Source organism: Pseudomonas sp. WP18, assembly GCF_036689585.1.
Taxonomy (GTDB): domain Bacteria; phylum Pseudomonadota; class Gammaproteobacteria; order Pseudomonadales; family Pseudomonadaceae; genus Aquipseudomonas; species Aquipseudomonas chlororaphis_E.
In genome coordinates this window covers 6,051,064-6,064,677 of the sequence record NZ_CP144758.1, presented here as the reverse complement: position 1 = coordinate 6,064,677, position 13,614 = coordinate 6,051,064, and the positions used below count along the sequence as shown (strand labels likewise).

General features: G+C 63.2%; 12 protein-coding genes and 2 pseudogenes. 10 read left to right on the top strand and 4 right to left on the bottom strand.

Annotation, left to right across the window (positions count from 1 at the left end):
* Window positions 1-280 precede the first annotated feature (280 nt).
* The gene (rnk, locus tag V5F23_RS27145) at window positions 281-691 is read left to right on the top strand and encodes a nucleoside diphosphate kinase regulator (protein ID WP_047735787.1); all 411 of its coding nucleotides are present in this window, start codon (window positions 281-283) and stop codon (window positions 689-691) included.
* 9 nt (window positions 692-700) lie between these two features.
* On the opposite strand, the gene V5F23_RS27140 is transcribed toward rnk, so the two are convergent.
* The 3 genes from V5F23_RS27140 to V5F23_RS27130 all read right to left on the bottom strand — a co-directional run bounded on the left by V5F23_RS27140 (window position 701) and on the right by V5F23_RS27130 (window position 4,415).
* On the bottom strand, window positions 701-3,544 hold the full coding sequence (locus V5F23_RS27140) for a class I adenylate cyclase (RefSeq protein WP_042730388.1): 2,844 nt from the start codon (window positions 3,542-3,544) through the stop codon (window positions 701-703).
* A gap of 177 nt (window positions 3,545-3,721) precedes the next feature.
* Window positions 3,722-3,967, bottom strand: a complete 246-nt coding sequence (locus V5F23_RS27135; protein WP_041022651.1) for a TIGR02647 family protein — start codon at window positions 3,965-3,967, stop codon at window positions 3,722-3,724.
* Between the two features lie 163 nt (window positions 3,968-4,130).
* A complete protein-coding gene (locus V5F23_RS27130) occupies window positions 4,131-4,415 on the bottom strand; it encodes a hypothetical protein (RefSeq protein ID WP_042730387.1) in 285 nt (94 codons plus the stop codon).
* Between the two features lie 125 nt (window positions 4,416-4,540).
* Here V5F23_RS27130 and V5F23_RS27125 point away from each other — a divergent pair, with 125 nt between their 5' ends.
* Window positions 4,541-5,200: a glutathione S-transferase gene (locus V5F23_RS27125; protein WP_042730386.1), complete on the top strand. Its 660-nt coding sequence runs from the start codon at window positions 4,541-4,543 to the stop codon at window positions 5,198-5,200.
* Window positions 5,201-5,330: 130 nt separating this feature from the next.
* Here V5F23_RS27125 and argH read toward each other — a convergent pair whose 3' ends face one another.
* Window positions 5,331-6,725 carry an argininosuccinate lyase gene (argH, locus tag V5F23_RS27120; protein ID WP_042730385.1) on the bottom strand — a complete coding sequence of 465 codons (1,395 nt, stop codon included), beginning with the start codon at window positions 6,723-6,725 and terminating at the stop codon, window positions 5,331-5,333.
* Window positions 6,726-6,998: 273 nt separating this feature from the next.
* Here argH and V5F23_RS27115 point away from each other — a divergent pair.
* The 8 genes and pseudogenes from V5F23_RS27115 to V5F23_RS27080 all read left to right on the top strand — a co-directional run.
* Window positions 6,999-7,193: pseudogene (locus V5F23_RS27115) on the top strand (sensor histidine kinase); the annotation flags it as partial.
* Window positions 7,190-7,936 carry a LytTR family DNA-binding domain-containing protein gene (locus tag V5F23_RS27110; protein ID WP_042730384.1) on the top strand — a complete coding sequence of 249 codons (747 nt, stop codon included), beginning with the start codon at window positions 7,190-7,192 and terminating at the stop codon, window positions 7,934-7,936. The pseudogene V5F23_RS27115 and the gene V5F23_RS27110, both read left to right, overlap by 4 nt.
* Window positions 7,937-8,074: 138 nt before the next feature.
* The gene (gene hemC / locus V5F23_RS27105; protein ID WP_047735789.1) at window positions 8,075-9,016 is read left to right on the top strand and encodes a hydroxymethylbilane synthase; all 942 of its coding nucleotides are present in this window, start codon (window positions 8,075-8,077) and stop codon (window positions 9,014-9,016) included.
* Window positions 9,013-9,711: pseudogene (locus tag V5F23_RS27100) on the top strand (uroporphyrinogen-III synthase); the annotation flags it as partial. The gene hemC and the pseudogene V5F23_RS27100, both read left to right, overlap by 4 nt.
* Window positions 9,712-9,795: 84 nt before the next feature.
* The gene (locus V5F23_RS27095; protein ID WP_042730389.1) at window positions 9,796-10,929 is read left to right on the top strand and encodes a uroporphyrinogen-III C-methyltransferase; all 1,134 of its coding nucleotides are present in this window, start codon (window positions 9,796-9,798) and stop codon (window positions 10,927-10,929) included.
* Window positions 10,926-12,173 (top strand): heme biosynthesis protein HemY, encoded by a 1,248-nt coding sequence (locus V5F23_RS27090; protein WP_042730382.1) that lies wholly within the window; start codon window positions 10,926-10,928, stop codon window positions 12,171-12,173. Before V5F23_RS27095 ends, V5F23_RS27090 begins: the two co-directional genes overlap by 4 nt.
* 256 nt (window positions 12,174-12,429) lie before the next feature.
* On the top strand, window positions 12,430-12,972 hold the full coding sequence (locus V5F23_RS27085) for a disulfide bond formation protein B (RefSeq protein WP_042730381.1): 543 nt from the start codon (window positions 12,430-12,432) through the stop codon (window positions 12,970-12,972).
* Between the two features lie 175 nt (window positions 12,973-13,147).
* Window positions 13,148-13,606 (top strand): Rsd/AlgQ family anti-sigma factor, encoded by a 459-nt coding sequence (locus V5F23_RS27080; protein WP_042730380.1) that lies wholly within the window; start codon window positions 13,148-13,150, stop codon window positions 13,604-13,606.
* Window positions 13,607-13,614 lie beyond the last annotated feature (8 nt).

Here is a 13,614-nt window from a genome sequence, read left to right as displayed (position 1 = left end):
GGGATTTATCCCCGCTGGGGTGCGAAGCAGCCCTGAAACCTGACGCCTCGGTGTGCCAGATAGAGCACTTTGGGGCTGCTTCGCAGCCCAACGGGGATAAATCCCCTCGCCACAATAGTTTACTTCTGACGCAAACAGTGCAGCCGCCTGTGGGTTGTTTATTTATTGAGCTGTGGTAGTGTCCGGCAACGCCTCAACTCATCGAGGCCCCGTGAAAACCCCGTCTTCTTGTGGCGGGGTTTTGCTTTTTTCGTGCAGAAGAAAGGAGTCTGCCTGAATCATGACCGCACCTGCCATCACCCTTACCCGCCTGGACGTACAGCGTCTGGAGCGCCTGATCGACAGCCTTGATGACACCTTGCCCGGCGTCATCGCGTTGCAGACCGAACTGGATCGCGCCGAGGCCCTGGTGGGCCACGATGAAGTGCCGGCCGATGTCGTGACCATGAATTCGCGGGTGCACTGCCGTGAAGAGAGCAGTGGCAAGGACTATCACCTGACGCTGGTCTACCCACAGGACGCCAATGCCGACGAAGGCAAGATCTCGATCCTGGCGCCCGTGGGCAGCGCCTTGCTGGGCCTGAAGGTCGGCCAGCACATCGACTGGCCGGCGCCGGGTGGCAAGACGCTGAAGTTGACCTTGCTGGACGTCGAATACCAGCCCGAGGCCGGCGGTGACTTCCACCTCTGAGGCGAGCCCTCAGACCAGGGCCAGCGCCTCGTTCAGCGCGCGTTCGAGGTCGGCCTTGTAGCGCAGGTACAGATTGCTTGAACAGGCGCCGTCACCCACCAGCCCCGAGAGGTCCAGGTCGGTGATGTAGCAGCGATAGCGCTGGGCCTCGCGGCGCTGCTCGACGATCTCCCGGGCGACCACGCGAAACAGCTGGTCGCCATGCTCCAATTCGGAAAACTCCTGCTGGTCGCAATACAGCGTCACGTGCACCTGCCCGTGGGTCGCCTTGCCGATGATTGCCTGCACATCATAGAACGGTTTGTTCTGCGGTGTCTGCGGCGCTTGCCGCGATTCGATCCGCCGCGCCCGGCCTGGGCCTGACGGCAGGAGCTGGTAGTACAGGGTTTCCAGGGGCAGCGGTTGGGCGGCCTCGATCGGCAGCAGCGCGTCGCGGCGGTACAGCACCGATTGCAGGAAGCGCTGCAAAGGCACCAGCAGGCTGTGCTCATCGTGATACGGCAAGCGTTGCTGCCACAGGGCATTGAGCTCATCGAGCACGTACAGATCGGCATCGTCGTCGTTGACCCGGTAGAACACCTGGATGCACTCGGGCTGCCCCATGGGCAGGACCAGCGCCAGGTCGTGGTCTTCCAGGGCCATCGAGTCCAGGTGCAGCGGACTGTAGGCGCTCAGTTCCTCGCCCAGGTAATCCATCAGCGCCGACTGGCTGCCCAGCGCCACGTGATTGACCTGGCCGGGCAGCAATTCCAGCACGTGATAGTGCTGCTGGACCTGAAGCAGGTAGCGGTAGTTGAGCCGGCTCAGCAGCAGGGTCTGCGCGGTTTCGAAGACCTCTTCGACCCGGCGGGCAATGAACTGGGCACGGTTGTGGCAGAAGCAGCGCACCTGCAAGCGCGGCTGGTTTTGCGTGGCGGGCAGGTCGTTGAGGTAGTCGCGCAAGCAATCGAGCAACGCATGCTCTCCGTCGAAACGGTTGACCAGCACTTCATTCCAGCTGTTGAGCGTGACCTGGTCGAGGGTCAGCACCAGGTTTTCCCGGACCCCGGCGTAACTCAGGGAGTCGGTGCGCTCGGTGGTCATCAGGATATTCAGGTCGCGGTGGTGCTTGAGCGGATCGACGCCGACGTTTACCAGGATCAGCACTTCGCTGGGTACGCTGGCGCGCAGCAGTCGCTCTTCGTCGACCGTGGCCAGAGGCAGGGCGATGGACTGTTGCAGGCTGCCCAGCAAGTTGAACAGCTCGAACTCGCTCAGGTCGCTGCTACCGGGGTGCAAGGCCAGGCGCGTGCTGCTGTCGATCACGCCGTTGCGATGGCACCAGGTCAACAGCTCCAGCAGCTCGCGGCTGCGCTTGATCGGCGCGAAGTTCTCCCACTCCAGGGCGTTGAGGCTGCCGTTGTACAAGCCCCACTGGTTTTGCCCAGGCTCTTTCTTGTTCGGCGACTGGACCAGCGTCAGGGTGTCTTCGGCCAGGTCCGGGGCGATGCCGGGGTTGATGAACTCGACCTTGTCGGCCTTGCGCTCGAACGCCGCGTACAGCCGTCGTCCAAGGACATTGAGATCGCGCTTGTTGATCAGGCTGACGGTCTTTTCGGTGCGGGCGAACTGGGACAGGAAGCGGTAGCTGTGGGTCAGCTCGTTGACCAGGGCCCGCCGCTCATGGCTGACCTGGCGCACTTTCCATTGGCTGCGGCTGTCCAGCAGCGCCAGTTGCCGCTGGTCCCAGCCCCATTCCCGAGCCAGGCGCTCGAGCAGCACCCGTTGCCAGCCGCCGCTGCGTACCTGGCCGGTGAGTTTGCGATTGACCTTCAGGTACAACGCCCGGCGGATCAGCTCCAGGCGTTCGGGTTCGCCACGGGCATTGAGGTATTCCTCGAGGCGGCGGTAGACCACCATGTAGGGGTCCAGCTCTTCCAGGTCCAGGCGGTTGGCAAACACCGCCTGCTTGAAGCGCAGGCTCAGGCAGCGCACATCCGGGTGTTCGCTGGCGTACACCTCGGTCAGCAGCAGCTTGAGCACAGACTTGTAGGGTGATTCGATGCCCTTGAACAACTGCCAGAGCCCGGCCCCGATGAACTCTCCCGGTGGGATGTAGGCCATATGGCCCAGGTCCAGGGTCTCGTCGGCGCGAATGAAACGCTTGGAAAGCAACGTATGGGTGTATTGCTCATAGTTGTCTTCCTCGTAGACCGGCACCAGCCACCAGATAGGCGTGCGCCCGGCCAGCCAGATCGCGGTGCGGTAGAACTCGTCCAGCAGCAGGTAATGCTGGGTCGTGCCGCAGTCGTCGGAGCTGAGCTGGTTGTCGCGCTCGCCGCGCACGAAGCGCACCGGGTCGATCAGGAAAAAGTGCGCCTCGGCGCCCTGGGTCGCGGCCCAGGTTTCCAGCAACTGGCATTTCTTGCGCAGCTCGGCCAGTTCGTCGTCGCTCAAGTCCGGGCCGTGGCAGACCCACACGTCCATGTCGCTCTGGTCGGCCTGGGCCAGGGTGCCCAGGCTGCCCATCAGGAACAATCCATGGATCGGTCGCGGCGGATTGCTGCCGTGGCGCGGCTTGTAGGAAAACGAACGGGTCAGGCGCTGGGCCTCTGCAAGCACGTTGGCATCGGGTTCGTAGTTCGACAGCCCCGCGGGCGTGCTGCCGGAGACGTAGCCAGGCAGCAGCGGATGGTTGACGTGGAAGAACAGTGGCAACAGCGTCAGCACGCCTTGCTGGCGCGGGGACAGGCCTTCCAGGGCGCGCTCCATCCGGACGCTGTTGAGCTTGAGAAAACGTGCGCGCAACTGGCTCAGGACCTTGCGGTCGATTCCCTCGTCCAGATCAGGGCGTATTTCATGGTTGCGGGTCATGTCGGCTCAAACCGGCTCGCGGCGTCGAACGTGGGAAATCAGGGGGTGATGGCAGTTTAGCGTCCGGGCTCGGGAATTCTTAAGCTGAAAGTCGATTGGGATGTCAGATTTTTCACGCAAGACGCCTGCGCCTGCGGAAATCCGGCCAGGCAGATTTCCGTGGGCGACAGGGGCGAATCAGGCGGCTTCTTGGACGCTGAGAATCGTCAGGACGGTTTGGACATTCTGCGCGGCGTCCCGACCCAGGCTGGTCAGGTAACCACCGTCGGGTTGGGTGATCAGTTCTTTTTCATACAGGCGTTGGGCGGCGGCAATGGCCTTGGGGGCAGCGGTCTGATGAATTTTCAGGCCTTCCTGGGAACTGTCCAGGTTGAAGAGTGCAAGGATTTCCAGTTCGGCAACCAACTCAGGGGTAAGCGACATAAGGACTCCAGACTTTCTAGGAATTGGGTCGACAGCGTCACTAAGGTGAGCGCACTCGGCCGAGCTGTCCAGTGCCAGGGTCATGCTTTTTTTGTTTTGGGGAGGGGGGCCAGTGTTCTGTCAGGCTAAATCCCCTCGCCACAGGAGCATCTGCACCTGTCGTTCAGTTCTTTTCCGGCGGCAGCTCAGGCAGGGCGCGCAGTGCGGCTTCGTACCATTGGGTATCGAACGGGCGGTCTTCTTCCAGGATCGCATCGATCTCCACTGCCAGCACATGGGCCATCAGGTTGAGGATGTCTTCGCGCTCATAACCGACCAGGGTCAACTTGTTGAAAGTGGCTTTGGCCGCAGGCGGATTGTCACTTTCGATCTGGTTTTCGATGGCCTGGATCAGCGTGTTTTCAACGAATTCTTCTTCGTCGTTATCGATATCGGTTGGCTCGCTCATGGCCGGCTCCTGTCAGAAAGGTCGCCAGTTTACCTGCATTCAGCGCCGTGATGCGCCTGGCGAGAAACGTCCGCGCAGTCTATAACGCTAGGCTGCCAACCCCCACCGGCCTGGAGGCATCTGTAATGCTCGAGCTTTATGGTTTCTGCGTCAGCAATTACTACAACATGGTCAAGCTGGCACTGCTGGAGAAGGGCGTGCCCTTCCAGGAAGTGTCGTTCTACGGCAGTCAGGCCCCCGAAGTGGTTGCCATCAGCCCGCGCGGCAAGGTGCCGGTGCTCAAGACCGAGCGAGGTTTCATCAGCGAAACCAGCGTGATCCTCGAATACATCGAGCAAACCCAGCAGGGCAAGGCCCTGCTGCCCAGCGATCCGTACGAGCGCGCCCAGATACTGGCCCTGTGCAGGGAGATCGAGCTGTACATCGAACTGCCCGCTCGGGCCTGCTATGCCGAGGCCTTCTTCGGCATGTCGGTGGCCGATGCGGTCAAGGAAAAGGCCAAGGCCGAACTGCTGCTGGGGTTCGCTTCGCTGGGCAGGCACGGCAAATTCTCGCCCTATGTCGCGGGCGACAGCCTGAGCATTGCCGACCTGTATTTTCTCTACAGTGTTTCGCCCGCCTTACAGGTGGGCAAAAAGTTGTTCGATATTGACCTGCTGGCCGAACTGCCCGCGGCCCAGGCGTTGATGGAGCGCTTGGGGCAAAATCCGCACGTGCAGCGCATCGCCGCGGACAGGGACGCGGGGATGCCGGAGTTTTTGGCGAAGGTCGCCGCCAAGAAGTGAATGTGTAGCGTCTGAGCGGATGCCTTCGCGAGCAAGCCCGCTCCCACATTGGATCTCCATCAGCTCATAGAGCCTGCGTTCACTGGAGATCGACTGTGGGAGCGGGCTTGCTCGCGAAGCTTTTCGTCTTTTAGCGGCTGGCGAGCAACGCCTGGCCGCGCACGACCGCTGCCTTGACCTGCGCCGGCGCGGTGCCGCCGATGTGGTCCCGGGCATTGACCGAGCCTTCGAGGGTCAGCACCGCGAACACGTCCTGTTCGATCTGGTCGCTGAAGCGGCGCAGTTCGTCCAGGCTCATCTCCGCCAGGTCCTTGCCGCTGTCCACCCCGTACTTGACGGCGTGACCGACGATTTCATGGCAGTCGCGGAAGGGCAGGCCACGGCGCACCAGGTAGTCGGCCAAGTCGGTGGCGGTGGAGAAACCACGCAGGGCCGCTTCGCGCATCACCGCATGCTTGGGCTTGATGGCCGGGATCATGTCGGCGAAGGCCCGCAACGAGTCGCGCAGGGTATCGGCGGCGTCGAACAGCGGTTCCTTGTCTTCCTGGTTGTCCTTGTTGTAGGCCAGTGGTTGGCCTTTCATCAGGGTCAACAGGCCCATCAGCGCGCCGAAGACCCGACCGCTCTTGCCCCGCACCAGCTCCGGGACGTCGGGGTTTTTCTTTTGCGGCATGATCGAGCTGCCGGTGCAGAAGCGGTCGGGCAGGTCGATGAACTGGAACTGCGCGCTGGTCCACAGCACCAGCTCTTCGGAGAAACGCGACAGGTGCATCATCGCGATGCTCGCGGCGGCGCAGAATTCGATGGCGAAATCGCGGTCCGAGACGTTATCCAGCGAGTTGCCGCCCACGGCGTCGAAGCCCAGCAGTTGGGCGGTGTAGGCGCGGTCGATCGGGTAGGTGGTACCGGCCAGCGCGGCGCTGCCCAGGGGCATGCGGTTGGTGCGCTTGCGGCAGTCGACCAGGCGTTCGTAATCGCGGCTGAGCATTTCGAACCAGGCCAGCATGTGGTGCCCGAAGGTCACCGGTTGCGCGGTCTGCAGGTGCGTGAAGCCCGGCATGATGCTTTCGGCCTCGCGTTCGGCCTGCTCCAGCAAGCCTTTTTGCAGGCGGGTGATTTCGGCCAGGATCAGGTCGATCTCGTCGCGCAGCCACAGGCGGATGTCGGTGGCGACCTGGTCGTTGCGGCTGCGGCCGGTGTGCAGCTTCTTGCCGGTCACGCCGATGCGATCGGTCAGGCGCGCTTCGATGTTCATGTGCACGTCTTCGAGGTCGACGCGCCAGTCGAACTGGCCGGCCTCGATTTCAGCCTGGATGGTCTTGAGGCCGTCGATGATGCTGTCGCGCTCGGCATCGGTCAGCACGCCGACCTTGGCCAGCATGGTGGCGTGGGCGATCGAGCCCATGATGTCGTGGCGATACAGGCGCTGGTCGAAGTTGACGGAGGCGGTGAAGCGGGCGACGAAGGCGTCGACGGGTTCACTGAAGCGGCCGCCCCAGGACTGATTGGTCTTGTCAGTGCTCATGAATTCGCTCGTGATCGGCTGTGGAAAAAGTAGCGGTTGAAGGCTGCGGCGGATGATAACAGGGTTGCCAGGGCTGGCGCTGACACTGGTCGGCAGGTTTTTTACCCGTGGGCCGGGCGTTCGGACCCGGTTTTGCGCGCAACGATATTTTCCGATTGAGCAATATCGTCGTGGCAACCGTCTACAGTGGACGATAGGTGTTTGCTTTTTTTCATTCATGGCGAATCTGCCGAATCAACCAGGGGGTGCTCAATATTGGTCAAATCGAAAACGAACAATCCCTACGGCGACGCCGTGCGACAACAGGCCTCGAGCATCGGTAGGCAAGCGCTGGTAAAGATAGGCGACCGCCTCGCGGCACTTTTTGGCCCTCGGGCGAGTCTTAGCGTGGATCGCGGTGACGGATGTCACTTCCCCTGTCTACGCTATCCTTGTGCGAGACTCACGCAGGAATCCAGCGCAATATGAATGTCCTGATCGTTGATGACGAACCACTGGCCCGCGAGCGCCTGAGCCGAATGGTTGGCGAGCTCGAGGGTTACAGTGTCCTGGAGCCGAGCGCCACCAATGGCGAAGAGGCATTGGCCCTTATCGACAGCCACAAGCCGGATATCGTGCTGCTCGACATTCGCATGCCTGGCCTGGATGGCCTGCAGGTCGCGGCGAAGTTGTGCGAACGAGAGTCGCCGCCTGCGGTGGTGTTCTGCAGCACCCGGGACGATTTTCCGCCCGAGGTCCTGCAGGCCAGCGCCGTCGGCCATCTGGTCAAGCCGGTGGCGTCCGAGGCCTTGCCCGATGCCTTGCGCAAGGCCGAGCGACCCAACCGGGTGCAACTGGCGGCGCTGACCCGCCCGGCAGCGGAAAGTGGCAGCGGCCCGCGCAGCCACATCAGCGCGCGCACCCGCAAAGGCATTGAGTTGATCCCGTTGAACCAGGTGGTCTACTTCATTGCCGATCACAAGTACGTGACCTTGCGCCACGAGAGTGGCGAGGTGTTGCTGGACGAGCCACTCAAGGCCCTTGAGGACGAGTTCGGCGAACGCTTTGTTCGTATCCACCGCAATGCCCTGGTGGCCCGCGAGCGGATCGAGCGTTTGCAACGCACGCCCCTGGGGCATTTCCAGCTTTTCCTCAAAGGCCTCAACGGTGATGCGCTGATCGTCAGCCGACGACACGTGGCCGGCGTGCGCAAGATGATGCAGCAGCTTTAGCCCGGTTCGCGGGGGCGTTCCAGACATTCCTTTCCCAGGACAATGACGGCCAGGGAGGCCTTGGGGTCGTGATTCAAATCAAAGCGGTTCTGGCTGAACTGTTATTATCTGCCGTATCTTTTAAGTACGGATTGATCCATGTCCCCTCGCGAGATCCGCATCGCCACCCGTAAAAGTGCCCTGGCCCTCTGGCAGGCCGAATACGTCAAAGCCCGCCTGGAAGCCGCCCATCCCGGGCTGGTCGTGACCCTGGTGCCCATGGTCAGTCGCGGCGACAAGCTGCTCGACTCCCCCCTGTCGAAGATTGGCGGCAAGGGCCTGTTCGTCAAGGAACTGGAAACCGCGTTGCTGGACAACGAAGCCGACATCGCCGTGCACTCGATGAAAGACGTGCCCATGGACTTCCCCGAAGGCCTGGGCCTGTTTTGCATCTGCGAGCGGGAAGACCCGCGCGATGCATTCGTTTCCAACACGTTCGCCAGCCTCGAGGCATTGCCTGCCGGCAGTGTGGTGGGCACCTCCAGCCTGCGTCGCCAGGCACAATTGCTGACGCGCCGCCCGGACCTGCAGATCCGTTTCCTGCGTGGCAACGTGAACACGCGTCTGGCCAAGCTCGACGCCGGCGAGTACGACGCGATCATCCTCGCCGCCGCCGGCCTGATCCGCCTGGGTTTCGAAGACCGTATCACCTCGGCCATCAGCGTCGACGACAGCCTGCCAGCAGGTGGGCAGGGCGCCGTGGGCATCGAGTGCCGCAGCGCCGACAGCGACATCCATGCCTTGCTGGCGCCGTTGCACCATGAAGACACCGCCACCCGGGTATTCGCCGAGCGCGCCCTCAACAAGCATCTGAACGGCGGTTGCCAGGTGCCGATCGCTTGTTACGCCGTGTTGGAAGGCGAGCAGGTCTGGTTGCGTGGCCTGGTGGGCGATCCCAATGGCGGCCGGTTGCTCAGTGCCGAGGCCCGGGCGCCGCATCGCGATGCCGAGGCGCTGGGCGTGCGCGTGGCCGAAGACCTGCTGAGCCAGGGCGCCGCCGACATTCTCAAGGCGGTCTACGGCGAGGCGGGCCACGCGTGACGGGGTGGCGGCTGCTGCTCACACGGCCGCAGGATGAGTCGTCGGCCTTGGCGGCTGTCCTGGCTGATGCCGGTATCTTCAGCAGCAGCCTGCCGTTGCTGGCGATCGAGCCGATCCCGCTGTCGGATGCGGGGCGGGCGATGCTCCAATCCCTGGACCAATACTGTGCCGTGATCGTGGTCAGCAAGCCCGCCGCCCGCCTGTGCATCGAACAACTGCGCCTGCTCTGGCCCGAGCCGCCCGATCAGCCGTGGTTCAGCGTGGGGGCGGCCACCGGGCAGATTCTCGCCGACGCCGGCCTCACGGTGTTTTATCCCGACAACGGTGACGACAGCGAAGCCTTGCTCGAACTTCCCGCGTTGCGCCAGGCTGTCAGCCGGCCCGATCCGCGGGTCTTGATCGTGCGTGGCGAAGGCGGGCGCGGCTTGCTGGCAGAGCGTTTGCGCGAGCAAGGTGCTAGTGTCGATTACCTGGAGTTGTACCGACGCGACATTCCTCATTACGCCGAAGGTGAGCTGTCGGCGCGGGTTGAAGCGGAACGCTTGAACGCACTGGTGGTCAGCAGTGGGCAGGGCCTGGAGCATCTGCAGCGGTTGGCCGGCGATGCCTGGCCGACGCTGGCGCGGCTACCGTTGTTTGTGCCAAGCCCAAGGGTTGCCGAGATGGCGCGTGCCGCCGGGACCCGAACAGTTGTGGATTGCCGTGGCGCCAGCGCCGCGGCTTTGCTGGCGGCGTTACGGGAACACTCCGTGCCGTTTTCTAATGCGAAGGATGGATACGTGAGCGAAACAGCCTTGCCAAAAGCAGATCAAGACCAGCCGGTGCTCGACGCGCCGGTTGAAACCCCGGCCCCGGTGGCGCCGCGTCGCGGCAACGGGCTGGCTATTTTTGCCTTGTTGCTCGGGGCCGCCGGCGTAGCGGTTGGCGGCTGGGGTGTGTGGCAGGTGCGTCACCTGCAAACCAACAACCAGCAACAGTCCGCCCAGGTCCAGGCGCTGAACGACCAGGCCCAGACCCTCAAGCTCAATGAGCAGCGCCTGACCGAGCGCCTGGCCCAGTTGCCTGGCGCCGAAGAGCTGGAGGAACGTCGTCGCCTGGTAGCCCAGCTGCAAGGTGACCAGCAGCACCTGAGCCAGCGCCTGGAAACCGTGCTCGGTGCCAGCCGCAAGGACTGGCGCCTGGCCGAGGCCGAGCATTTGCTGCGCCTGGCCAGCTTGCGTCTTTCCGCCTTGCAGGACATCAGCAGCGCCCAGGCGCTGGTCCAGGGCGCCGACGAAATCCTGCGCGAACAGGATGACCCCGGTTCGTTCGCCGCCCGCGAACAACTGGCCAAGACCTTGGCCGCGTTGCGCAGCACCGAGCAGCCGGATCGCACCGGACTGTTCCTGCAACTGGGCGCCCTGCGAGACCAGGTGCTGCAGCTCAGCGAGCTGGCGCCGGAATACAAGGATCGCGGCGAGTCCCTGCTGGGCCTGACGGCCGATGGTGATGGTGCCAGCCGCTGGGCACAGTGGTGGGACCAGATCTCGCGTTACATCCGCATCGACTTCAACGCCGATGAGAACGTCCGTCCGCTCCTGGCCGGGCAAAGCCTGATGCAGGTGCGCCTGGCCTTGAGCCTGGCGCTGGAGCAGGCCCAATGGGCGGCCCTCAATGGGCAGGCGCCGGTGTACACCCAGGCCCTGACCGAGGCGCGGGACGTGCTGAAAAACAACTTCAACCAGGACAACCCCCAGATCAAGATCATGCTCGAACGCGTGGCCGAGCTGTCCAACCAGCCGGTGACCGTGGTCACGCCGGACCTGACGGGTACCCTGAGCAGCGTCCAGGCCTATCTTGAGCGGCGCAACCTCAATGCCGAAGAGTCGGTCAAGCCGCTGCCCAAGGCGGGCGCCCAGGAGGCCACGCCATGAAGCGCCTCTACGTGATTGTGTTCGTGGTCATCGCCGTCGCCGCTTTGCTGGGCGTGGCCATCGCGGAGCATTCGGGTTACGTACTGGTGGCGTACAAAAACTTCCGTTACGAAGCCGGCCTGTGGGTCACCCTGGCGCTGGTGGCGGTGTTCTGGCTGCTGTGGCGCGCGGTGGTTGCGTTGATCGGGCTGGTGACCACCTCCAGCGGCGTGGTCAACCCGTGGTCGCGCCGCAACCGCAGCCGACGTGTGCAAGTGGCGATCGAGCACGGCCAGTTGGACCTGGCCGAAGGTCGCTGGGCCAGTGCCCAACGGCACTTGCACCGCGCCGCCGAAGCCGAGCGCCAACCCCTGTTGTATTACCTCGGTGCGGCCCGCGCGGCCAATGAACAAGGGCTTTACGAGCAGAGCGACAGCCTGCTGGAGCGCGCCCTGGAGCGCCAGCCCCAGGCGGAACTGGCCATTGCCCTGACTCACGCGCAGTTGCAGACCGACCGGGGCGACACCGAGGGGGCGCTGGAGACGCTGCAAGCCATGCACGAACGCCATCCACATAACATCCAGGTGCTGCGCCAGTTGCAACGGCTGCATCAGCAGCGCGGCGACTGGTCGGCGGTGATCCGGCTGCTGCCCGAGCTGCGCAAGGACAAGGTCTTGCCTGCCGCCGAACTGGCTGAGCTGGAGCGTCGGGCGTGGGGCGAGAACCTCACCCTGGCGGCCCACCGCGAAGAGGATGGCAGCGTCGGCTTGCAATCGTTGAACCGGGCCTGGCAACAATTGACCTCCGCCCAGCGCCAGGAGCCGGCGCTGGTGCTGGCGTATGCCGAGCAGTTGCGGCAATTGGGAGCGCAGATCGAAGCCGAAGAGGCGCTGCGCATCGCGCTCAAGCGCCACTACGACAGCCATCTCGCGCGCCTGTACGGGCTGGTCCGCGGCAGTGATCCGGTCCGGCAACTGCAAACGGCCGAAGGCTGGCTCAAGGACCATCCGGCCGATCCGAGCCTGCTGCTGACCCTGGGGCGTCTCTGCCTGCAGAACAGCTTGTGGGGCAAGGCCCGGGATTACCTGGAAAGCAGCCTGCGGATCCAGCGCAATCCCGAAGCCTGCGCAGAGTTGGCGCGCCTGTTGGCGCAGTTGGGCGACGCCGAGCGCAGCAATCAGTTGTTCCAGGAAGGACTGGGCTTGCTCGATGAGCGCCTGCTGGCGGCGCCGCTGCCGGTGTCGGCGCAGGTGCTGTCGACGTGAGCATGGCCTGAGTCATCGTGGCGAGGGCGCCGCTCCCTCGCCACGGCTTTTATTGCGTTACAAGCGATGATCAGCCATCGCTTGGAGGGCTTTTGTCAGTGCCCTTAGCAAAGTCCTACAGCGAGCTGTAATAAGTCCCTTTGTCTCTGTCGGGAATTCCCTACATCCCTGGTGAAGTGTCTGCGCGAGCCTGCCTTGAAAGGCCCGAGGGCTTTCCTCTACCGTAACGACTTGTCTCTTCTGCTACGGAACCGCCATGTTTTTGGCTTGCTCGCGCTTCTTGTTTCTCATGGCTTCCATCGCCGCGGCCCTGGCGCTGGGCATTGCCAGTTACCTGGAATATTCGGTCGGCCTGACGCCGTGCAGCCTGTGTGTCTTGCAGCGGGTGTGCCTGCTGTTGTTGCTGGTGAACAGCCTCGTGGCCTGCGTGCACGGCCCGGGGCGTTCGGGCAGCATCGTCTATGGGGCGTTGGGGTGGGTGTTCGCGTCGGGGGGGATGACGCTGGCCTGGCATCAGGTCCTGATGCAGAGTCGTTCGGTCCAGTCGGTGGCTGATTGCGTCACCCCCATGACCGGGGTGCAATCCTGGTGGTGTGCGTTGCGCCGGGTGCTCGATGGGGTGGTCGATTGCGCGAACATCACCTGGACGCTGTTCGACCTGAGCATCCCCGAATGGAGCTTGCTGTTCTTTCTCGCCGTGTCCGTCGCAATGACCTATCTGCTGCTGCGCCTTGCCTGGAGTGCTCTGGCACGACCACTCGGCGGCGATACGTCGCAGTGGGCCCGGGTGCTGGATTAAACACTTGTATGAACTTTATCGCCTGCGTACCTTGAAGCGGTAGTCGTGCGGGCATAATCTGGCCCGCACGTGTCATCGGAATCGTGTCACTCGAACATGTTGTGTCTGGCTTGTCCCTGGTTATCCAGGTGTGCGCAGGCTGCGAGGGGCATGACTCACAAGGGAAGAAATCACCATGCTCGAAAGTTGTCAGAATGCTCAGGAACGCTGGGGTGGGGTGCATCTGCTGATCGATCGCTGGTTGCAGGAGCGTCACGAACTGGTGCGGGCCTATGACGTCCTCGGCGACAAGCCTGAAGCGCTGAGCGAAAGCCGCAAGCCCTTGCAGGAGTTCTGCGGTGTGCTGGTCGACTATGTATCGGCCGGTCATTTCGAGATCTACGAACAACTGACGGGCGAGGCCAAGGCCTTCAACGACAAGCGTGGCCTGGAGCTCGCCGAGCAGATCTACCCGCGCATCGACGTCATCACCGAGAAGCTGCTGGCGTTCAACGACCTGTGCGATGAAGGCAAGTGCGTGGCTGAGAAATTCAAGGAGTTGGGCGGCTTGCTGCACGAGCGTTTCGAGCTGGAAGACTGCCTGATCGAAGTGCTGCACAACGCACACAAGGAAGAAGCCGCAGTCCAGGCCTGAAGGTTTGC

Coding starts and splice junctions, on each gene's coding strand:
- V5F23_RS27125 (WP_042730386.1), top strand. CDS start 4,541: ATGCTCGAGCTTTATGGTTTCTGCGTCAGCAATTACTACAACATGGTC.
- V5F23_RS27140 (WP_042730388.1), bottom strand. CDS start 3,544: ATGACCCGCAACCATGAAATACGCCCTGATCTGGACGAGGGAATCGAC.
- rnk (WP_047735787.1), top strand. CDS start 281: ATGACCGCACCTGCCATCACCCTTACCCGCCTGGACGTACAGCGTCTG.
- V5F23_RS27090 (WP_042730382.1), top strand. CDS start 10,926: ATGAAGCGCCTCTACGTGATTGTGTTCGTGGTCATCGCCGTCGCCGCT.
- V5F23_RS27135 (WP_041022651.1), bottom strand. CDS start 3,967: ATGTCGCTTACCCCTGAGTTGGTTGCCGAACTGGAAATCCTTGCACTC.
- hemC (WP_047735789.1), top strand. CDS start 8,075: ATGTCCCCTCGCGAGATCCGCATCGCCACCCGTAAAAGTGCCCTGGCC.
- V5F23_RS27080 (WP_042730380.1), top strand. CDS start 13,148: ATGCTCGAAAGTTGTCAGAATGCTCAGGAACGCTGGGGTGGGGTGCAT.
- V5F23_RS27130 (WP_042730387.1), bottom strand. CDS start 4,415: ATGAGCGAGCCAACCGATATCGATAACGACGAAGAAGAATTCGTTGAA.
- V5F23_RS27110 (WP_042730384.1), top strand. CDS start 7,190: ATGAATGTCCTGATCGTTGATGACGAACCACTGGCCCGCGAGCGCCTG.
- V5F23_RS27085 (WP_042730381.1), top strand. CDS start 12,430: ATGTTTTTGGCTTGCTCGCGCTTCTTGTTTCTCATGGCTTCCATCGCC.
- argH (WP_042730385.1), bottom strand. CDS start 6,725: ATGAGCACTGACAAGACCAATCAGTCCTGGGGCGGCCGCTTCAGTGAA.